The 20,266-nt window shown below is 55.3% G+C and carries 23 protein-coding genes; 16 read left to right on the plus strand and 7 right to left on the minus strand.

What is annotated here, in order from left to right:
- Positions 1–79: 79 nt before the first annotated feature.
- Positions 80–1,009, minus strand: a complete 930-nt coding sequence (aaeR, locus tag EDF82_RS14635) for an HTH-type transcriptional activator AaeR (protein ID WP_123756273.1) — start codon at positions 1,007–1,009, stop codon at positions 80–82.
- Positions 1,010–1,139: 130 nt separating this feature from the next.
- Here aaeR and aaeX point away from each other — a divergent pair, with 130 nt between their 5' ends.
- The 4 genes from aaeX to EDF82_RS14655 all read left to right on the plus strand — a co-directional run bounded on the left by aaeX (position 1,140) and on the right by EDF82_RS14655 (position 4,685).
- Positions 1,140–1,343: a p-hydroxybenzoic acid efflux pump operon protein AaeX gene (aaeX, locus tag EDF82_RS14640; protein ID WP_041147453.1), complete on the plus strand. Its 204-nt coding sequence runs from the start codon at positions 1,140–1,142 to the stop codon at positions 1,341–1,343.
- A gap of 7 nt (positions 1,344–1,350) precedes the next feature.
- Positions 1,351–2,283: a p-hydroxybenzoic acid efflux pump subunit AaeA gene (gene aaeA / locus EDF82_RS14645; protein WP_123756274.1), complete on the plus strand. Its 933-nt coding sequence runs from the start codon at positions 1,351–1,353 to the stop codon at positions 2,281–2,283.
- A gap of 5 nt (positions 2,284–2,288) precedes the next feature.
- Positions 2,289–4,256 carry a p-hydroxybenzoic acid efflux pump subunit AaeB gene (gene aaeB, locus EDF82_RS14650; protein WP_123756275.1) on the plus strand — a complete coding sequence of 656 codons (1,968 nt, stop codon included), beginning with the start codon at positions 2,289–2,291 and terminating at the stop codon, positions 4,254–4,256.
- A 153-nt stretch (positions 4,257–4,409) separates the two neighbouring features.
- Positions 4,410–4,685 carry a barstar family protein gene (locus EDF82_RS14655; protein ID WP_123756276.1) on the plus strand — a complete coding sequence of 92 codons (276 nt, stop codon included), beginning with the start codon at positions 4,410–4,412 and terminating at the stop codon, positions 4,683–4,685.
- A gap of 50 nt (positions 4,686–4,735) precedes the next feature.
- Here EDF82_RS14655 and yhcN-B read toward each other — a convergent pair whose 3' ends face one another.
- The 3 genes from yhcN-B to argR all read right to left on the minus strand — a co-directional run bounded on the left by yhcN-B (position 4,736) and on the right by argR (position 6,192).
- The gene (gene yhcN-B / locus EDF82_RS14660; protein ID WP_123756927.1) at positions 4,736–5,002 is read right to left on the minus strand and encodes a DUF1471 family stress response protein YhcN-B; all 267 of its coding nucleotides are present in this window, start codon (positions 5,000–5,002) and stop codon (positions 4,736–4,738) included.
- A gap of 102 nt (positions 5,003–5,104) precedes the next feature.
- Positions 5,105–5,368, minus strand: coding sequence for a peroxide/acid stress response protein YhcN (yhcN, locus tag EDF82_RS14665; RefSeq protein ID WP_123756277.1), 264 nt, complete (start codon positions 5,366–5,368; stop codon positions 5,105–5,107).
- A gap of 353 nt (positions 5,369–5,721) precedes the next feature.
- On the minus strand, positions 5,722–6,192 hold the full coding sequence (gene argR / locus EDF82_RS14670; protein WP_041147448.1) for a transcriptional regulator ArgR: 471 nt from the start codon (positions 6,190–6,192) through the stop codon (positions 5,722–5,724).
- A 415-nt stretch (positions 6,193–6,607) separates the two neighbouring features.
- Between argR and mdh the strand changes: the two genes are divergently transcribed.
- On the plus strand, positions 6,608–7,546 hold the full coding sequence (gene mdh, locus EDF82_RS14675) for a malate dehydrogenase (protein ID WP_123756278.1): 939 nt from the start codon (positions 6,608–6,610) through the stop codon (positions 7,544–7,546).
- A 58-nt stretch (positions 7,547–7,604) separates the two neighbouring features.
- Here the strand turns inward: mdh and degS are convergent, their stop codons facing one another.
- The 3 genes from degS to zapG form a co-directional block, all read right to left on the minus strand.
- A complete protein-coding gene (degS, locus tag EDF82_RS14680) occupies positions 7,605–8,663 on the minus strand; it encodes an outer membrane-stress sensor serine endopeptidase DegS (RefSeq protein WP_123756279.1) in 1,059 nt (352 codons plus the stop codon).
- Positions 8,664–8,750: 87 nt separating this feature from the next.
- A complete protein-coding gene (degQ, locus tag EDF82_RS14685) occupies positions 8,751–10,118 on the minus strand; it encodes a serine endoprotease DegQ (RefSeq protein ID WP_123756280.1) in 1,368 nt (455 codons plus the stop codon).
- Positions 10,119–10,291: 173 nt separating this feature from the next.
- Entirely contained in the window at positions 10,292–10,690 is a 399-nt protein-coding gene (gene zapG / locus EDF82_RS14690; RefSeq protein WP_123756281.1) for a Z-ring associated protein ZapG, read from the minus strand.
- 190 nt (positions 10,691–10,880) lie between these two features.
- On the opposite strand from zapG, the gene zapE reads away from it, so the two are divergent.
- From zapE to nanQ, 11 genes are all read left to right on the plus strand, one after another.
- Positions 10,881–12,008, plus strand: a complete 1,128-nt coding sequence (gene zapE / locus EDF82_RS14695; protein WP_123756282.1) for a cell division protein ZapE — start codon at positions 10,881–10,883, stop codon at positions 12,006–12,008.
- Positions 12,009–12,298: 290 nt separating this feature from the next.
- A complete protein-coding gene (rplM, locus tag EDF82_RS14700) occupies positions 12,299–12,727 on the plus strand; it encodes a 50S ribosomal protein L13 (RefSeq protein WP_123756283.1) in 429 nt (142 codons plus the stop codon).
- A 15-nt stretch (positions 12,728–12,742) separates the two neighbouring features.
- On the plus strand, positions 12,743–13,135 hold the full coding sequence (gene rpsI / locus EDF82_RS14705) for a 30S ribosomal protein S9 (protein ID WP_003025138.1): 393 nt from the start codon (positions 12,743–12,745) through the stop codon (positions 13,133–13,135).
- Between the two features lie 312 nt (positions 13,136–13,447).
- On the plus strand, positions 13,448–14,086 hold the full coding sequence (gene sspA, locus EDF82_RS14715; protein WP_123756284.1) for a stringent starvation protein SspA: 639 nt from the start codon (positions 13,448–13,450) through the stop codon (positions 14,084–14,086).
- Positions 14,087–14,089: 3 nt separating this feature from the next.
- On the plus strand, positions 14,090–14,584 hold the full coding sequence (sspB, locus tag EDF82_RS14720) for a ClpXP protease specificity-enhancing factor (protein ID WP_123756285.1): 495 nt from the start codon (positions 14,090–14,092) through the stop codon (positions 14,582–14,584).
- Positions 14,585–14,716: 132 nt separating this feature from the next.
- The gene (gene nanR, locus EDF82_RS14725; RefSeq protein ID WP_370453888.1) at positions 14,717–15,499 is read left to right on the plus strand and encodes a transcriptional regulator NanR; all 783 of its coding nucleotides are present in this window, start codon (positions 14,717–14,719) and stop codon (positions 15,497–15,499) included.
- 140 nt (positions 15,500–15,639) lie between these two features.
- Positions 15,640–16,542, plus strand: a complete 903-nt coding sequence (gene nanA / locus EDF82_RS14730; RefSeq protein WP_123756287.1) for an N-acetylneuraminate lyase — start codon at positions 15,640–15,642, stop codon at positions 16,540–16,542.
- A gap of 160 nt (positions 16,543–16,702) precedes the next feature.
- Complete coding sequence (locus EDF82_RS14735; protein WP_123756288.1) at positions 16,703–18,190, plus strand: MFS transporter; 1,488 nt, start codon at positions 16,703–16,705, stop codon at positions 18,188–18,190.
- Positions 18,191–18,239: 49 nt separating this feature from the next.
- On the plus strand, positions 18,240–18,929 hold the full coding sequence (locus EDF82_RS14740; protein ID WP_123756289.1) for an N-acetylmannosamine-6-phosphate 2-epimerase: 690 nt from the start codon (positions 18,240–18,242) through the stop codon (positions 18,927–18,929).
- Positions 18,926–19,801 carry an N-acetylmannosamine kinase gene (locus EDF82_RS14745; protein ID WP_123756290.1) on the plus strand — a complete coding sequence of 292 codons (876 nt, stop codon included), beginning with the start codon at positions 18,926–18,928 and terminating at the stop codon, positions 19,799–19,801. Before EDF82_RS14740 ends, EDF82_RS14745 begins: the two co-directional genes overlap by 4 nt.
- Complete coding sequence (gene nanQ, locus EDF82_RS14750; protein WP_123756291.1) at positions 19,798–20,265, plus strand: N-acetylneuraminate anomerase; 468 nt, start codon at positions 19,798–19,800, stop codon at positions 20,263–20,265. The genes EDF82_RS14745 and nanQ overlap by 4 nt, the downstream gene beginning before the upstream one ends.
- Position 20,266: the final 1 nt, after the last annotated feature.

Below are 20,266 nucleotides of genomic sequence, written 5' to 3' on the forward strand. Positions count from 1 at the left end.
TCGTCACTGCGCTTCCGCTTTGTGCGGAGGCGCAATCTGCCCCTCGATTCCCGGTCACTCCACCTTTCTGTTGTTCGCGCTAGCGGGCGATTCCGCGGCCGTGCATGCCCTGATAAATTTTCGCCACTTCGACAAAGTACTCCGTCAGCGAGTTTATACACACCTGCACCTTCAGCGGCAGTTTGTCTTTTTCGGTATACACCGCATACACCGGGCGAGGATCGGACTGATAGCTGGGTAACAGGATCTCCAGCTCGCCACGGTTGATCTCCTCGATCGCCCACATCAGCGGCACATAGGCTACCCCGACGCCGGCGGTCAGCCAGCGTACCAGGGTCATCGGATCGTTGGTGACAAAGCGGCCCTGCGGGATCAGTTTGGTGGAGATCCCTTCCGGGGCGATAATTTCGAACTCATTATCCGGGCGCACGCTGTACTCAAGCCATGAGTGGCTGGCGAGATCGGCGGGTTTTTCCGGGATCCCCGCCTGCTGCAGATAGCTTTTCGCCGCGCAGAGCACCATCGGCATTGAGCCAAGGCGCCGTGAAAAGAGGCTGGAGTCCTGCAACGCCCCGACGCGGATCACTACATCCAGGCCATCGGCGATCAGATCCGGAGCCGGGATACCGGTGACCAGGTTGACCGATAAACCCGGGTATTCTTTCAACATACCGGCAGTAATGTGGGCGAGGACATTCTGTGCCATAGTTGAAGAGCAGCCAACGCGTAGCGTACCGATAGGCGTATTGTTAAATGCGTAGAGTTGCTCGTGGACATCACGGGCTTCGAACAGCATCCGGCGGCAGCCCTGGTAATAAATCTTACCGGCTTCCGTTAAGGCCAGGCTGCGCGTGCTGCGGTTTAACAGCTTCACCTGTAGCTCATCTTCCAGTTTAGAGACAGTCTGGCTGATGGAAGAGACACTCATCTGAAGCTGCTGTGCCGTGGCGGTAAATGAACCCAGTTCAACCACTTTGGCAAAAACGGACATGCGTTTTAATCGTTCCATTATTCACTCTGACTTAAAAGTGATTTAGATCACATAATATAGATCATGCTGCAATGGTTACGTTACTATATTGTTAGCTAAATAATAAACGCTTCACGCTACCACCTGTACGCTTCTTATCAAGGTCATCATGAGTCTGTTCCCTGTCATCGTGATTTTCGGCTTGTCATTTCCGCCGATCTTCTTTGAATTGCTAATATCGCTGGCCGTTTTCTGGCTGGTGCATCGGCTGCTGGTTCCCACCGGCATCTATGATTTTGTCTGGCATCCTGCACTTTTCAATACCGCGTTATATTGCTGCCTTTTTTATCTGATATCGCGTTTGTTCGTTTGAGGTCGATGTGAAAACACTAACAAGAAATATCTTCCGTACCGCAATCACTGTGATACTGGTTATCCTGGCGTTTGTCGCGATTTTTCGCGCCTGGGTCTATTACACGGCCTCTCCCTGGACGCGTGATGCACGCTTTAGTGCCGATATCGTGGCCATCGCCCCTGATGTCTCAGGGCTGATTTCACAGGTAAATATCAAGGATAACCAGCTGGTTAAGAAAGACCAGATATTGTTTGTGATCGACCAGCCGCGTTACCAGAAAGCCCTCGCCGAAGCGCAGGCCGACGTCTCCTACTACCAGACGCTGGCTCAGGAAAAGCGTGTTGAAGCTGGCCGTCGTAACCGACTGGGCGTGCAGGCCATGTCCCGTGAAGAGATTGACCAGGCCAACAACGTCTTACAAACGGTAGAGCATCAGTTGGCGAAAGCGGTCGCGACCCGCGATCTGGCGGCACTCGATCTTGAACGTACGGTGGTGCGTGCGCCGGCCGATGGCTGGGTGACCAACCTCAACGTCTACAACGGCGAATTCATTACCCGCGGCTCTACCGCCGTGGCACTGGTTAAACAAAACACCTTCTACGTGGTGGCCTATCTCGAAGAGACCAAGCTGGAAGGTGTCCGTCAGGGTTATCGCGCGGAAATCACCCCGCTGGGCAGCAGCCTGTCCATTAAAGGGACGGTAGACAGTATTGCCGCCGGGGTGACCAACGCCAGCAGCAGCGTCGATGCGAAAGGGATGGCCTCTGTGGATTCCAACCTCGAATGGGTGCGCCTGGCGCAGCGTGTTCCGGTGCGTATTCGTCTCGACAAGCAGCAGGGCAATCTGTGGCCTGCCGGGACGACCGCAACGGTGGTGATTACCGGTAAGGAAGACCGCGATACCAGCCAGGCTAACTTCTTCCAGAAACTGGCGATGCGCCTGCGTGAGTTTGGTTAATCGCCATGGGCATCTTCACCATTGCATCCCGGCATCTTCGCTTCGCGATTAAACTAGCCTGTGCGGTCGTGCTGGCGCTGTTTGTCGGTTTCCACTTTCAGCTGGAAACCCCACGCTGGGCGGTGCTGACCGCGGCGATTGTGACCGCCGGCCCCGCGTTTGCCGCCGGAGGAGAACCTTACTCTGGCGCTATCCGCTATCGCGGCATGCTGCGTATTGCCGGGACCTTTATCGGGTGTATCGCCGCCCTGACGATTATTATTTTGATGATTCGCGCGCCGCTGCTGATGATGCTGGTGTGCTGCTTGTGGGCGGGATTTTGTACCTGGATCTCCTCGCTGGTGCGGGTCGAAAACTCCTACGCCTGGGGGCTGGCGGGCTATACCGCACTTATCATTATCATCACCATCCACACCGACCCGATGCTGGCGCCGCAGTTCGCCGTTGAACGATGCAGCGAGATTGTCGTGGGGATTGTCAGCGCGATCATCGCCGACCTGCTATTTTCTCCGCGTTCGATTAAGAAAGAGATCGATCTCGAGCTGGATAATCTGCTGGTCGATCAATATCGGCTGATGCAGTTGTGCGTGGCGCATGGCGATAGCGAAGTGGTCGATAAAGCCTGGGGGGCACTGGTGCGCCGGACCAGCGCGCTGGAAGGGATGCGCGGTAACCTGATCATGGAGTCATCGCGCTGGGCGAAGGTCAACCAGCGGTTGAAGGCGATCAATACCATCTCGTTAACGCTGATTACCCAGGCCTGTGAAACCTACCTTATTCAGAACTCGCGTCCGGAAATGGTGACCTATGATTATCGTGAACTGTTTGCCGAACCGGTAGAGAGCGTGCAGGACGTCCACCGGCAACTGAAAAGAATGCGCCGCTTTCTGACCTGGAAAGGGGAACACAATACGCCGGTGACGATCTACAGCTGGGTGGGCGCCGCGACGCGTTATCTGCTGTTGAAACGCGGGGTGGTGGGCAATACCCGAATCAGCCGGATTGAAGATGACGTGCTGCAGGGTGAAGTGGTGGTGAAGGCGGGGTCCGCTGAACATCACCATGCGATGGTCAACTTCTGGCGTACTTCTATTTCCTGCATTCTGGGCACGTTGTTCTGGCTGTGGACCGGCTGGACCTCCGGTAGCGGGGCGATGGTGATGATTGCGGTGGTCACGTCGTTAGCTATGCGTCTGCCAAACCCGAGGATGGTGGCAATTGACTTCCTGTACGGCACATTGGCCGCTTTACCGCTCGGGGCGCTGTTTTTCCTGGTGATTATGCCCGCCACGCAGCAAAGCATGTTGTTGCTGTGCCTCAGTCTGGCGGCCATGGCATTCTTCATTGGTATTGAAGTCCAAAAACGGCGGCTGGGATCGCTGGGGGCGCTGGCGAGCACCATCAACATCCTGGTGCTGGACAACCCGATGCAGTTTCAATTCAGCCAGTTCCTCGATAGCGCGCTGGGGCAGATCGTCGGTTGTTTCCTGGCGTTGATGGTGATTCTGCTCGTGCGGGATAATTCGCAAGCGCGTACCGGACGTGTGCTGCTTAATCAGTTTGTGTCGGCTGCGGTTTCATCGCTGACGACCAACACCGCGCGGCGCAAAGAGAACCACCTGCCCGCGCTGTATCAGCAGTTGTTCCTGTTGCTCAATAAATTCCCCGGGGATATTGCTCGCTTTCGCCTGGCGTTAACGCTGATTATCGCCCATCAACGCCTGCGGGATGCGCCGGTACCAGTGAATGACGATCTGTCGGCGTTCCACCGGCAGCTGCGGCGTACCGCCGATCACGTGATGTCCGCCAGTAATGATGATAAGCGGCGGCGCTATTTCGCTCGCTTGTTAGAGGAGCTGGACGTTTATCAGGAAAAACTGCAGCTCTGGGAAGCCTCACCACAGGTGACCGAACCCGTTCGAAGGCTGGTAGAGATGCTGCGGAAATACCAACAAGCTCTCACCAACAGCTAACCCTCTGAACCGACGCCTGAAGCGTCGGTTTTTTTATCACTATACTTAAGTGTCGAGGACGTTTACGTTCTGTACAGGAGAGCGGGTGGAAACCCGGCGCAGAAAGAGTATTGGGACAGGTGACAATAGCGCGATATTGACAGGGTGCGGGCGATGACTATCTATACCTTTGATTTCGACGATATAGCCGAACAGCAGGATTTCTATCGTGAATTCTCACGGACCTTCACGCTCAATCGTGACAAGGTGAATAATCTGGACTCTTTGTGGGAAGTGGTCACCGGAGGACTGCTGCCGTTGCCGCTGGAGATTGAGTTTATTCACTTGAGTGATAAGCAGCGTCGGCGCTTTGGGGCGTTGATATTGCTGTTTGATGAAGCGGAAGAAGAGCTGGAAGGGGAGCTACGCTTTAACGCCAGACAGGCATAAAAAAGCCCCCGACAGGGCGGGGGCAAGTCGTCGGACTAGACGACGAGGGTTTATTTGTACAACTCAGCTGTAGCGTGCCAGCTATCGCCGGTACGGGCTTCAATAATACGGTAGCTGCTTGCGCCTTCTTTCTCGGCTTTCGCCGCCAGTTCCTGACGCATATCCATCGGGGCGCTGCCTACCTGAGAAACAGACACGGTACCCATAGACTGCAGATTTTGAGCTTGTTCCGCGCTGACCTGATTAACGGCAGCATTAGCGCCGAAGGAGAGAACGGAAGCCAGGCCCAGGGATGCGATGATCATTGCACTTTTCATAATCTTTACTCCAACCATAATGTTGCAGCGGCGGGAGGTGTCGTATGAACCTGGGCCGCTGGGGAAATTCGTATTCAGTTAATAACCGACAATCGTTAAATCTTATTTATAAAGCTCAGCCGTTGCGTGCCAGTGGTCACCGGTGCGGGCTTCGATAATGCGGTAGGAAGAAGCACCTTCTTCCTGAGCTTTCTGATTCAGCATTTCATGCATATCCATCGGGGATGCGTTCACCGCGCCGACGGAAACCGTGCCGATTGACTGACGGCCTTGCGCCTGCTCGCTATTAATCGAGTCAGCGGCGAAAGCGCCAAAGGAGAGAACCGACAGAACGCTGAGTACAGCGACAGTTGTTTTGATTTTCATGATGTTCACCTCGTCGAATCTTATTATTGAGGGCTCTTCGTTTCGTGACCCTCATCACAAAATCAAGTATACACTAATCACCGAAAATATTAATACCGTGCTAATTGTTTTATGAGTAAATAATTGCAAGGAATTGTCGTTTTTATAACGTATAAGTATTAGGAATGTCATTTTTTCGCCATGACCAAGTGTTATAGCGAATAAAATCATATGGATAGGTGAATTTGATATTTTGTGCGTTTTAGACTCTCTCATTCGGTAAAGGAATGTATAGAGGCGGAAAACCACACTTAATGTTAAAGAAATGCTGCGTTTTTGAATGAGCCCCCTGGCGGGCGCCAGAGGGAAGGGGCTTACAGTTCTTGTTCGAACAGCACCAGAATCGCGTCGTGCAGATCTTTGACGGTAAATCCTCTGGCCGGGGTAGTAAAGATGGTGTCATCGCCGGCAATACTGCCGAGAATACCTTCCGCTTTGCCGAGGGAGTCCAGCAGGCGGGCAATCAACTGCGCCGCACCCGGGCTGGTGTGAATCACCACCACGGCATCGTTATAGTCGATGTCGAGGACCAGGTTCTTCAGTGGGCTGGAGGTTGTCGGGACGCCAAGCTCGGCAGGCAGGCAATAGACCATCTCCATTTTGGCGTTCCGGGTACGCACCGCGCCAAATTTTGTCAGCATGCGGGAGACTTTCGATTGGTTAATATTATCGAAACCTTCTTCCTGCAGCGCCTGGACAATCTCGCCTTGAGAGCTGAACTTTTCTTCTTTAAGCAGCAGTTTAAACGCTTTAACCAGTTCTTCTTGTTTTGCCGAACTTCGCATAAGTCACCCAAATTATGGTGGTAAAAACAACATCATTATGCATAGGAATGAATTTTTATGCAAATAATCCGCAAGGGGATAAAGTAAATAATGTTATGAAGGGGGCATATTTTAGCAAATAACCCTGCGAAGGAACATGCCTTCATCACAGCCCGTAAATCGCTGTAAAAGTAAATTAAATGTTATGAGAATGATGTTGTTTTGCCGAGCAAGCTGGGTGTATTGTAACCAATAGTCGATCCGGTAAAGCATTGTGCCGGGTAGTCACCCTCAAGGATGAAAATGCGAAGCTGATGCATCACTGCGCAACAGTCCGCATTATTCAACCATACTGATTGTAATTGTTTATCTTGTGAATTAAGGTCCAGGCGACGGAATAACGAAAGACGATATTAACCATAATAAGGAGTTTAGGATGAAAGTTGCAGTCCTCGGCGCTGCTGGTGGAATTGGCCAGGCGCTTGCCCTACTACTTAAGACCCAACTGCCTTCAGGTTCAGAACTCTCGTTGTACGACATTGCTCCGGTCACACCGGGCGTGGCGGTTGATCTTAGCCATATCCCTACCGATGTGAAAATTAAAGGTTTCTCCGGTGAAGACGCCACTCCAGCGCTTGTCGGGGCGGATGTCGTGTTGATTTCTGCTGGCGTAGCCCGTAAGCCAGGCATGGATCGCTCCGATTTATTTAACGTGAACGCCGGTATCGTGAAGAATCTGGTACAACAGATTGCGAAAACCTGCCCGCAGGCCTGCATCGGCATTATTACCAACCCGGTGAATACCACGGTGGCCATTGCGGCAGAAGTGCTGAAAAAAGCGGGCGTTTACGACAAGAACAAACTGTTTGGCGTGACCACGCTGGACATCATCCGTTCGAACACCTTTGTCGCTGAGCTGAAAGATAAATCGGCATCAGATATCGAAGTCCCGGTGATTGGCGGCCACTCCGGCGTGACGATCCTGCCGTTGCTGTCCCAGATTGCGGGCGTGAGCTTTAGCGATCAGGAAGTTGCCGATCTGACAAAACGTATCCAGAACGCCGGTACCGAAGTGGTGGAAGCCAAAGCCGGCGGCGGGTCGGCGACGCTCTCGATGGGACAGGCGGCCGCACGTTTCGGCTTGTCCTTAGTGCGGGCAATGCAAGGCGAAAAAGGGGTGGTGGAATGTGCTTACGTGGAAGGCGATGGCCAGTACGCGCGCTTCTTCTCCCAGCCGCTGCTGCTCGGTAAAAATGGTGTTGAGGAACGCCAGCCGATCGGTAAGCTCAGTGCATTTGAACAGCAGGCGCTGGAAGGGATGCTGGATACGCTGAAGAAAGATATCGCTATGGGCGAAGATTTCGTCAACAAATAAGCGTGTGATGGATTAAAAAAACCGGAGCGAGTGAGCAGCTCCGGTTTTTTTATGTCTGCTAGTTGGTGGCCGGGTATTCCTGAACGGCGATATGCAGAGTGATCTTCTTGTCATCACGCATAATGATCACCGGAATTTCTGAGCCAGGGCGGATTTCCGCGACCTGATCCATGGTCTCAAGCGCGGAGACGGCCGGCTTGTCATTCACGGAGACGATCACGTCGTTGGCGCGGATCCCGGCCTGAGCTGCCGGGCCATCCGGTGCTACATCATTGACCACAATCCCTTGCAGCTGATCGATCCCGCCGCCCTGCGCATGCAGTGGGGCAATCTCACGACCGCTGATGCCGATATAGCCGCGGATCACCCGACCATCGCGGATAAGCTTATCCATAATCTTGGTGGCCAGCTGGAACGGAATGGCGAAGCCGATCCCTTCTGGCGTTTCACCATCATTGCTTTTATCAAATGACAGCGTGTTGATGCCCATCAGCTCGCCCAGCGAGTTCACCAGCGCGCCGCCGGAGTTACCGTGGTTAATGGAAGCATCGGTTTGCAGGAAATTCTGGCGCCCGGTAGGGTTCAGGCCAATACGACCGGTAGCGCTGATGATGCCCTGGGTAATCGTCTGCCCAAGGTTATAGGGGTTACCAATCGCCAACACCACATCACCGATATGCGGTACCCGCTTAGGGTTGATCGGGATAACCGGCAGGCCAGCGTTGGCGTTGATCTTCAGGACCGCGAGATCGGTTAGCGTATCGGAACCCACCAGTAACGCTTCAAAGACCCGGCCGTCCTGTAGGGCGACGATGATCTGATCGGCATCATTGATAACGTGCTTATTGGTCAGAATGTAGCCGCGCTGATCCATGATAACGCCGGATCCGAGAGTGAGCTGATTATGGCTGGTGCCATTCAACGCGCGGTTATAGACATTCACCACCGCCGGTGCGGCACGGCGGACGGCTGGATTATAGCTGGCGGGCGATTCGTCCGCGCTATCGTACTGGGTGGTCGTCGACAGATGCCACTTACGCAAAGAAGGCATCGCGGCGAGCAGCAGGCCCCCGACGATCAAACCGATGAGTACAGAACGTAGTAACTTTCCAGGCATGATGCAGATATCGTTAATGGATGGACATGCGCAGCATAGCACGAGTTATCCGGACATCGCACGGCAGGCGATGTCCGGAAATCCGCATTAACGCAGCAGCAGATAAATGCTTTCGTTCCCGCGCATGACGTTCAGCGCAATAACGGCCGGCTTACTCTCCAGCACTTTACGCAGCTCGACGATGGACTGAATGCGTTCGCGATTCAGGCCGATGATCAGGTCATCTTTGTGCAGGCCAACCTGAGCCGCAGGGCTTCCTTTCTCTACGCTATCGACGGTGACGCCTTTCGTGCCGTCTTTCATCTGTCCGTCACTGAGCGATGCCCCCTGAAGTGCCGGAATGATGAGGTCGGCGCTGGCGGTCGAGGAGGTGCTTTTATCCAGCGTTACTTCAACGTCCAGCGGCTTCCCTTCACGCAGCAGGCCCAGCTTCACTTTGGTTCCCGGCTCCGTCGTGGCGATCCGCGAGCGCAGCTCGGCAAAGCTGTTAAGCGGTTTGCCATTCATGCTGACAATCACGTCGCCAGATTTCACCCCGGCTTTGGCCGAACCTGAGTTCGGCAGGACTTCACTGACGAATGCCCCGCGCTGAGCGTCGATGTTCATCGCTTTGGCGATATCTGCGCTCATTTCCATGCCTTTTATACCCAACAGGCCGCGTTTGATTTCACCAAACTGGATAAGCTGCTTGGCAAGGGTCTGCGCCATGTTACTCGGAATGGCAAAGCCGATACCGACGCTGCCGCCACCCGGCGCCAGAATCGCGGTATTGATACCAATCAGTTCGCCGTTGAGGTTCAGCAGGGCCCCGCCGGAGTTACCGCGGTTAATGGAGGCATCGGTCTGGATAAAGTTCTCGAGCCCTTCGAGGTTCAGCCCGCTGCGGCCCAGCGCCGAGACGATACCGGAGGTCGCGGTCTGGCCAAGGCCAAACGGGTTGCCGACGGCCACGGCGAAATCGCCGACCCGCAGCTTATCGGAGTCGGCGATGGCGATTTGCGTCAGATGGCTGGGCTTTTGGATTTGCAACAGCGCGATATCGCTCTGGTCGTCGCTGCCGACCAGTTTCGCGTCAAACTCACGACCGTCGTTAAGCTGAACGCTGATTTTCTGCGCCTGGCTGATCACGTGATTGTTGGTCAACACATAGCCTTTTGCGGCATCGATGATGACGCCGGAGCCGAGGCCTTCAAAAGGCTGAGCCTGCTCCTGCGGCACATTGTCGCCAAAGTACTTTTTCAACTCTTCCGGCATATTTTGCGCAGGCGCGGCGGTCCCTTCAACCTGCACGCTCACCACCGCCGGCAGCACTTTTTCTAGCATGGGAGCAAGGCTTGGCAGTGCGCCCTGGCCGGGGATCTGGGTGGGTAACGATGCCATAGCCGTAGGTAAAACCGACAGCGATAACCCGATGCTTAACGCTAATGCACTCAACAGCAAAGTCTGTTTCTTCATCTGATGCTGGCTCTCGTAACCTGAGGTGTATGGAAATGCGTCCCGAATGGTCTGATGTTATTGAATTTTTGACCCGCTAACAATGCGGTCAATGGTTAAATAATAGCTGGGATACAGGGTTGAGACGGGCGCAGGGAACGCGCCCGGATAATATTTTTGCGGTCAGGGAGAGATTAGTCGCGTTTTGCTCCGCCGCGCAGCAGGCCGGACGCGCCATCAGAATAGTCGCGCGGCATCTGGACCGGCGCCTGATCGTTGCCGGCTTCGGATTCAGCCAGACGGTTGCGGAACGGGTTTGCGTCCGCCATGGTGTCTGGCAGCAGGCTGCTGGAGCTTTTTGCCATATGCTGATACAGCTGGCGATAGTCATCGGCCATGTTATCCAGCAGTTCTGCACTGCGGGCAAAGTGGCTGACCAGCTCTTCACGATACTCTTCAAGCTCTGTTTTATTCTTTTCCAGCTCGAACTGCAGCGCCTGTTGTTGGCGTAATTTGCGGTTGCCAAAACGCATGGCGACGGCACCGATGATGATACCGACAACTAGCCCAATTAGCGCATATTCCCAGGTCATGTACATCTCCCGTTGTTTTGTGGTTCCGTAGGGTGGCTGTAAGGCTCTCCGCCTGCGCCCGATAGTGCCACTATAACCGCTAATTCCACAGAAGTGGAATCCTGGCGTATCATCGCGTAGTGTAGAACGGCCTTTTTTTCGTCAATCGTGAGCTTCAGCATTACGGTTTTCAAGGAATAACAATTAGATCATGCAAAGCCTGTCCCCAACATCGCGTTACCTTTTCGCTCTCAAAGAGGGCAGCCATCAACCCGACGATGTCCAGCAAGAAGCGGTAAGCCGCCTTGATACCATCTATCATGAACTGCAGAATAAACCCGTTCCGGTACCGCAAAGCGGCGGTTTACGGGCAAAATTCGGCAAGCTGCTGGGCAAGCGTGAACCTACCGCCGATACCGCTGCCGTGCGCGGCCTCTATATGTGGGGAGGCGTAGGCCGGGGCAAGACCTGGCTGATGGATCTGTTTTACCAAAGCCTGCCGGGCGAGCGTAAGCAGCGCCTGCACTTCCACCGCTTTATGCTGCGCGTGCATGAGGAACTCATCACCCTGCAGGGGCACAGCGACCCGCTTGAGATCCTCGCTGACCGCTTCAAGGCGGAAACCGACGTATTGTGCTTCGATGAGTTTTTTGTCTCCGATATTACCGATGCGATGCTGCTGGGCGGCCTGATGAAAGCGCTGTTTGCCCGTGGGATTACGCTGGTGGCGACCTCGAACATTCCGCCGGACGATCTGTACCGCAACGGGCTGCAGCGTGCTCGCTTCCTGCCTGCCATCGAGGCGATTAAACAGCACTGCGACATTATGAACGTCGATGCCGGTATTGATTACCGCCTGCGTACCTTAACCCAGGCCCATTTGTGGCTGTCGCCTCTCAATACGCAGACCCAAGAGCAGATGGATAAACTGTGGCTGGCGCTGGCGGGGGCTAAACGCGAGCAGACGCCGACGCTGGAGATCAACCATCGTATGCTGCCGACGCTTGGCGTCGAAAACCAGACGCTGGCGGCCTCGTTTGCCACGCTGTGTGTGGATGCGCGTAGCCAGCACGATTACATTGCGCTCTCGCGCCTGTTCCATACCGTGATGCTCTTTGACGTCCCGGTGATGACCGGGCTGCTGGAGAGTGAGGCCCGGCGTTTTATCGCGCTGGTGGATGAATTCTACGAGCGCCACGTCAAGCTGGTGGTCAGCGCCGCGGTTCCGCTGCATGACATTTATCAGGGCGAGCGCCTGAAGTTTGAGTTTCAGCGTTGCTTATCGCGCCTGCAGGAAATGCAAAGCGAAGAGTATTTGAAACGCCCACATATGCCCTGACTGAGAACCTTTCCCTTATGCCGCGTTGCCTGAGGGAAAGGCAGAAGAGAACGGCATGACACCGGCGAAAAAACCTGCTTCTAATCACATAAAGGGGTCGACCTTTGTTCCCGACTTCTCTATAATCTTGCGACCCCACGTTACAAGAAGGTTTTTTTCCCAAAACTTTCTATAGTGCCGGCATAGGCTATTCGAAGGGGTAGGTTTGCTGGACAATGTCGCGTGAACCTCAACTGACTAAACGTTTGGGTGTTCACCAACGTGTAACTTATTATTTGGGTAAGCTTTTAATGAAAACTTTTACAGCTAAACCAGAAACCGTACAGCGCGACTGGTATGTTGTTGACGCGACCGGTAAAACTCTGGGCCGTCTGGCTTCTGAACTGGCTCGTCGCCTGCGCGGTAAGCATAAAGCGGAATACACTCCGCACGTAGATACCGGTGATTACATCATCGTTCTGAACGCAGAAAAAGTTGCTGTAACCGGCAACAAGCGCGAAGACAAAATGTACTATCATCACACCGGCCACATCGGTGGTATCAAAGAAGCGACCTTTGAAGAGATGATTGCTCGCCGTCCTGAGCGTGTGATTGAAATCGCGGTTAAAGGCATGCTGCCAAAAGGCCCGCTGGGTCGTGCTATGTACCGTAAACTGAAAGTTTACGCGGGTAACGAGCACAACCACGCGGCACAGCAACCGCAAGTTCTTGACATCTAATCGGGATTATAGGCAATGGCTGAAAATCAATATTACGGCACTGGTCGCCGCAAAAGTTCCGCAGCTCGCGTTTTCATCAAACCAGGCAGCGGCAAAATCGTTATTAACCAGCGTTCTCTGGAACAGTACTTCGGTCGTGAAACTGCCCGCATGGTAGTTCGTCAGCCGCTGGAACTGGTCGACATGGTTGAGAAACTGGATCTGTACATCACTGTTAAAGGTGGTGGTATCTCTGGTCAGGCTGGTGCGATCCGTCACGGTATCACCCGCGCTCTGATGGAGTATGATGAGTCCCTGCGTGGCGAACTGCGTAAAGCTGGTTTCGTTACTCGTGATGCTCGTCAGGTTGAACGTAAGAAAGTCGGTCTGCGTAAAGCACGTCGTCGTCCTCAGTTCTCCAAACGTTAATTGTTTTCTGCTCACGCAGAACAATTTGCGAAAAAACCCGCTTCGGCGGGTTTTTTTATGCAGAAATCTGGCGTTTTCCCTCCGAAAACCACCTGTTCTTACCACTTTTTCAGCATTTCCAGAATCCCCTCACCACAATGCCTTCAAGATCTGGTAAACTATCATCCAATTTTCTGCCCAAATGCTGGTGATCGTTCATTTTTGTGATTTTACCCAAACGAGAATGACGTCACGCTACTGGGGTTTTTACATCTGGCCAATCCTGTGTGGTTGGTAGCAGTACAAAAATTCTGAATATACCTGGAGGTTTTCATGGCTGTCGCTGCCAACAAACGTTCGGTAATGACGCTGTTTTCTGGTCCTACTGACATCTATAGCCACCAAGTCCGCATCGTGCTGGCAGAAAAAGGTGTTAGTTTTGAGATAGAGCACGTGGAAAAGGACAACCCACCTCAGGATCTGATTGACCTCAACCCGAATCAAAGCGTACCTACGCTGGTGGATCGTGAGCTCACTCTGTGGGAATCCCGCATCATTATGGAATATCTGGATGAGCGTTTCCCGCACCCACCGTTAATGCCGGTCTATCCGGTTGCGCGTGGAGAAAGTCGTCTGTACATGCAGCGTATCGAAAAAGACTGGTATTCGCTGATGAACACCATTCAGACCGGTACCGCTGCCCAGGCTGAAACCGCGCGTAAACAGCTGCGCGAAGAGCTGCAGGCGATTGCACCTGTTTTCACCCAGAAACCTTACTTCCTGAGCGATGAGTTCAGCCTGGTTGATTGCTATCTGGCACCGCTGCTGTGGCGTTTGCCGGTTCTCGGTGTTGAAATTATTGGCGCTGGCGCGAAGGAGCTCAAGGGCTATATGACTCGCGTCTTTGAACGTGATTCCTTCCTCGCTTCCTTAACTGAACCCGAGCGTGAAATGCGACTCGGTCGAGGCTAACCGATGGATGTATCGCAGCTAACGCCGCGTCGCCCGTACTTACTGCGGGCGTTCTATGAGTGGCTGCTGGACAACCAGCTGACGCCACATCTGGTTGTCGATGTGACATTACCCAACGTACTGGTGCCGATGGAGTACGCGCGCGATGGGCAAATCGTCCTGAATATTGCGCCGCGTGCCGTGGGGAACCTGGAACTGGCTAATGACGAAGTGCGTTTCAACGCGCGCTTTGGCGGTGTCCCACGCAATGTTTCCGTGCCGATGGCTGCGGTACTGGCTATCTATGCCCGTGAAAACGGCGCTGGTACCATGTTCGAGCCTGAAGCGGCCTACGATGAAGACGTCACGACGCTGAATGATGACGACGCATCGGTAAGCAATGAAAACGAGACGGTGATGTCGGTGATTGACGGCGACAAGCCGGACAACCATGACGATGACCCTGACGATACGCCGCCGCCGCGCGGTGGCCGTCCGGCGCTACGCGTCGTGAAATAATCATCCAGCAGGTTATGGATGCCAGATTGCAGGCCCTTCGGGGCCTGTTCTGTTATCTACGCCGCCCACAGGGAATTCTTGTGGTAAGATGATCCCGTCGTCACTTGCTGTCACACATCACACATGGTCCCTATGAGCGCATTTGATCCCCAGACAGAAGAAACCTCGTCCGCCATCGGTAGCAGCCTGCACCGCCGTCCGCTGGCGCGTAAAAAGCTCTCTGAAATGGTAGAGGAAGAGCTCGAGAATATGATCCGCCGCCGCGAGTTTGCTGAAGGTGAGCAACTCCCGTCTGAGCGTGAGCTGATGACCTTTTTCAACGTCGGTCGTCCTTCTGTGCGCGAAGCGCTGGCCGCGTTAAAGCGTAAAGGCCTGGTGCAGATTAGCAACGGCGAACGCGCCCGCGTCTCCCGGCCTTCCGCCGACACCATCATTGGTGAACTGTCGGGGATGGCGAAAGACTTCCTGTCTCACCCAGGCGGTATTGCTCATTTTGAACAACTGCGCCTGTTTTTTGAGTCCAGCCTCGTCCGCTATGCCGCGGAGCACGCCAGTGATGAGCAGATCGATAAACTCGGGCAGGCATTGAAGATCAACAGCCAGTCGCTTGATGACAACGCGCTGTTTATCCGTTCTGACGTGGAATTCCATCGGGTGCTGGCGGAAATCCCCGGGAACCCGATCTTTATGGCAATCCATGTCGCGCTTCTGGACTGGCTGATCGCCGCACGACCGAAAGTCCCAGAGCACGCGTTGCACGAACACAATACCGTCAGCTACCAACAGCATATCGACATCGTCGAAGCCATTCGGCGTCGCGACCCCGACGAAGCCGATCGCGCCTTACAAAGCCACCTCAATAGCGTTTCCGCGACCTGGCACGCCTTCGGCCAGAAAAAGCACCCCACAAAATAAGCCAGACGATCGTCAGGATCGTTGTTTAGTGAAGCAGATCGCATAATAAGCGTTCTGTATGAGGTTACCTCGCAACCTGTCTGGTATAACAGGTATAAAGGTACATCGTTAATCACAGGTAATATCACAACGAGGTTTATATGGCGGTCAATTTACGTGGGGTGATGGCGGCGCTGCTTACGCCGTTCGACGGGCAACAAAAGCTGGATACTCAGAGCCTGCGCCGGCTGGTGCGCTTTAATCTGAGCCAGGGCATTGATGGGTTATACGTTGGCGGCTCGACTGGCGAGGCTTTTGTGCAAAGCAGCGCGGAGCGCCAGGAAGTGCTGGAGATCGTGGCTGAAGAAGCAAAAGGGAAAATGACACTGATTGCCCACGTTGGCTGCGTCAGCACCCTGGAGAGCCAGCAGCTGGCCCGGGCCGCGGACGACTACGGTTACGATGCCGTCTCCGCCGTTACGCCGTTCTACTACCCCTTCAGTTTTGAAGAGCACTGCGCTCACTACCAGGCCATTATTGATTCGGCTAATGGCTTACCGATGGTGGTCTACAACATTCCGGCGCTCAGCGGCGTTAAGCTGACCCTTGAGCAGATCAACACGCTGGTGACCTTGCCGGGCGTGGGCGCGTTGAAGCAAACCTCGGGCGATCTCTTCCAGATGGAGCAGATCCGTCGCGCGCATCCGGATCTGGTGCTTTATAACGGCTATGACGAGATCTTTGCCTCCGGCCTGCTGGCGGGCGCCGACGGCGGGATCGGTAGCACCTACAACATTATGGGATGGCGCTATCAGGGGATCGTGCAGGCGCTGCGGACCGGCGATATCGCAAAAGCGCAGAGGCTGCAAAGCGAGTGCAACAAGGTCATCGACCTGCTGATCAAAACCGGTGTATTCCGCGGTCTGAAAACCGTCCTGCATTATATGGATGTGGTGGCGGAGCCGCTGTGCCGCAAACCGTTCTCCCCGGTCGATGAGAAGTTCCTGCCGGAGCTGAAGGCGCTGGCGCAGCAGTTGCAGCAGGAGAAAGCGCAGCTGGGTTAAGACGAACGCGCGCCCCGCCGCATTGCGCGGGCGGGGATAATCCCGGCCACCGGCACAATACGCCTTGTCCGGGTAACAACACTGTCTGTGTCGGGTGTGGTGCAAACGACATCCGGTATCAAAAGCCAAGCGTGGGTCTGACCCATCGCGGGAGAGTAAAATGAGTACAACGACCCAGAACATCCCGTGGTATCGCCATCTCAACCGGGCACAGTGGCGGGCGTTCTCCGCCGCCTGGCTGGGATATTTGCTTGATGGTTTTGATTTTGTCTTAATCGCTCTGGTCCTGACGGAAATTCAGGGTGAGTTTGGCCTGACCACCGTTGAGGCGGCCAGCCTGATTTCCGCCGCCTTTATTTCACGCTGGTTTGGCGGGCTGATGCTGGGCGCAATGGGCGACCGCTACGGACGCCGGCTGGCAATGGTCACCAGTATTATCCTGTTTTCTGTCGGTACGCTGGCCTGCGGCTTTGCGCCCGGCTTTACCACCATGTTTATCGCCCGACTGGTGATTGGTATGGGCATGGCGGGGGAGTACGGCTCCAGCGCGACCTACGTTATTGAAAGCTGGCCAAAACAGCTGCGCAACAAGGCCAGCGGCTTTTTGATCTCCGGTTTCTCCGTCGGGGCAGTGATCGCGGCACAGGTTTACAGCCTGGTGGTGCCGGTCTGGGGCTGGCGTGCGCTGTTTTTCATTGGCATCGTGCCGATTGTCTTTGCACTGTGGTTACGCAAGAACATCCCGGAAGCCGAGGACTGGAAAGAGAAGCATGAAGGCCAGGCGCCGGTCCGCACGATGGTGGATATCCTGTACTGCGGAAAGCATCGGGTTATCAATATCTTCCTGACTATGATGGCGGCGACCGCGTTGTGGTTCTGCTTTGCAGGCGATCTGCAAAATGCCGGCATCGTGGTGCTACTGGGGCTGGTTTGCGCGGCGATCTTTATCAGCTTTATGGTACAGAGCAGCGGCAAGCGTTGGCCTACCGGGGTGACGCTAATGGTAGTGGTCCTGTTCGCCTTTCTCTATTCATGGCCGATCCAGGCGCTTTTGCCCACCTATCTTAAAACGGAACTCGCGTACGACCATACCACCGTGGCGAAGGTGCTGTTTTTCAGCGGCTTTGGCGCGGCGGTGGGCTGCTGCGTGGGCGGTTTTCTCGGCGACTGGCTGGGCACCCGCAAAGCCTATGTCTGTAGCTTGCTGGCATCCCAACTGTTGATTATTCCGGTGTTTGCTATTGGCGGCACAAACGTATGGGTATTGGGCCTGTTACTGTTCTTCCAGCAGATGCTGGGGCAGGGGATCTCCGGGATCTTACCGAAATTGATCGGCGGTTATTTCGATACCGATCAACGCGCCGCGGGCCTGGGCTTTACCTATAACGTCGGGGCACTGGGCGGAGCGATCGCGCCGGTTCTCGGGGCGCTGATCGCACAGCGGATGGATCTGGGCACCACGCTGGGATCGCTGTCGTTCGGCCTGACCTTTGTGGTGATCCTGCTTATCGGTCTGGATATGCCCTCCCGCGTGCAACGCTGGATCCGCCCGGAAGCGGTACGTACCCATGATGCGATTGATGGCAAACCGCTGAGCGGTGCGGTGGCATTCGGTGCCAACAAAAGCGGATTACTGAAAACCAGGTAGCCGACGCCCGGCGCTGATGCCGGGCCATGACAGATATCAGGGAGTTATTATGTCTTTGCTTGAACAACTGGATCGCCGCATCGAGATCGACGGCGGGTTAATTGTCTCCTGCCAGCCGGTCCCCGGTAGCCCGCTGGATACGCCAGCGATTGTTGCTGCGATGGCGCTGGCGGCTGAGCAGGCCGGGGCAGTGGCATTGCGCATTGAGGGGGTGGAGAATCTGCGTGCAACCCGCGCCCAGGTGACGGTGCCGATTATCGGCATTCTGAAACGCGACCTCGAGGATTCTCCGGTACGCATCACCCCGTTCCTTGAGGATGTGGATGCTCTGGCGCTGGCGGGGGCAGATATTATTGCTATCGACGGCACCCAGCGCGCGCGTCCGGTGGCGATCGAGGCGCTGCTGGCGCGAATCCATCAGCATAACAAGCTGGCGATGACCGACTGCTCCTGCGTTGAGGATGGTCTGTTCTGCCAGCGACTCGGGGCGGAGATTATTGGCACCACGATGTCGGGTTATACCGCGGCGCACACGCCGGACGAGCCCGATCTGGCCCTGGTACAGGCGCTTCACGCGGCAGGCTGTCGGGTGATTGCCGAAGGGCGTTACAACACGCCAGCCCAGGCGGCAGAGGCGATGCGTCAGGGGGCATGGGCGGTGACAGTCGGTTCCGCCATCACCCGGCTGGAACATATCTGTGGGTGGTACAACACGGCGCTGAAAAAGGCGGTGCAATGACAACGCTGGCGATTGATATTGGTGGCACTAAGCTGGCTGCCGCGCTGATTGACGGGGAATTTAACATTCTCGAACGACGTGAAATACCGACCCCGGCGAGTCAGACGCCCGCGGCGTTAGCCGCTGCACTGGAGACGCTGGTGGCGCCTCTTGCCGGGCGCGCGACCTGTTTTGCTATCGCCTCTACCGGCATTATTCAGGACGGTATCTTAACGGCGATTAATCCAGCGAACCTCGGCGGCCTGGCCCGCTTCCCTCTGCTCGATTGTTTGTCCGGCCTGACCGGGCTCCCGGGCATCGCGATCAATGATGCGCAGGCCGCGGCGTGGGCGGAATATCATGCGCTGGCGGAGAAGGTGGGGGAGATGGTCTTTCTCACCGTTTCAACCGGCGTCGGGGGCGGGATTGTGAGCCATGGCCGACTGCATACCGGTCGCGGTGGTCTGGCCGGCCATTGTGGTCATACGCTGGCGGATCCTGACGGGCCAGTGTGTGGCTGCGGTCGGCGGGGCTGCGTTGAAGCGATCGCCTCCGGACGCGGTATCGCCGCGGCGGCTCGTGACGATCTGAGCGGGCTGGATGCCAGGGCGATTTTTACCCTGGCCCGCGAAGGACATCCGCAGGCGCAGGCTTTGATCCAGCGTTCGGCCCGGGCGCTGGCGCGGCTGATTGCCGATCTTAAAGCCGTCACAGACTGCGACTGCGTGGTGGTCGGCGGCAGCATCGGCCTGGCCAGCGGTTATCTGCCGCTGGTGGCGGAATATTTGTCACAAGAGCCCGAGGTTTATCAGGTTCCGCTGCGGGAAGCCCGTTACCGACATGATGCGGGGCTATTGGGCGCGGCATTATGGGGACAAGGAGCAACGATATGATTTTTGGTCATTTACAGCAGCCGCTGCCGGCTGGGTTACCGACGGCGCTGGTGCGGGCTATTGCACTGGCGCAGGCCCACGACCTGCACAATAAGGCGCCGGGCAGCTACGAATTACAGGGTGATAACCTGTTTATGAACGTCATGCAGTTCACCACCGGCGCCCCTGAAGAGAAGAAAGCCGAACTGCACATGCAGTTTATCGATATCCAGATTTTGCTGTCGGGAACGGAGCGGATTTACTACGGTGCGACAGGCTCAGCACGTGAGTGCGAGGACGCACGGGTAGAAGAGGATTATCAGCTGTGCCAGCGCATTGCCGGGGAGCAGGTGCTGACGCTGCAGCCGGAGATGTTTGCCGTATTTATGCCCGGAGAGCCGCATAAACCCGGTTGCCAGGCGACACTCCCTGCTGACATCAAAAAAGTGGTGATTAAGGTTCGCGCCGATCTGCTGCCGCCATAAA

Source organism: Klebsiella sp. BIGb0399, from assembly GCF_003752615.1.
GTDB classification, from domain to species: domain Bacteria; phylum Pseudomonadota; class Gammaproteobacteria; order Enterobacterales; family Enterobacteriaceae; genus Klebsiella; species Klebsiella lignicola.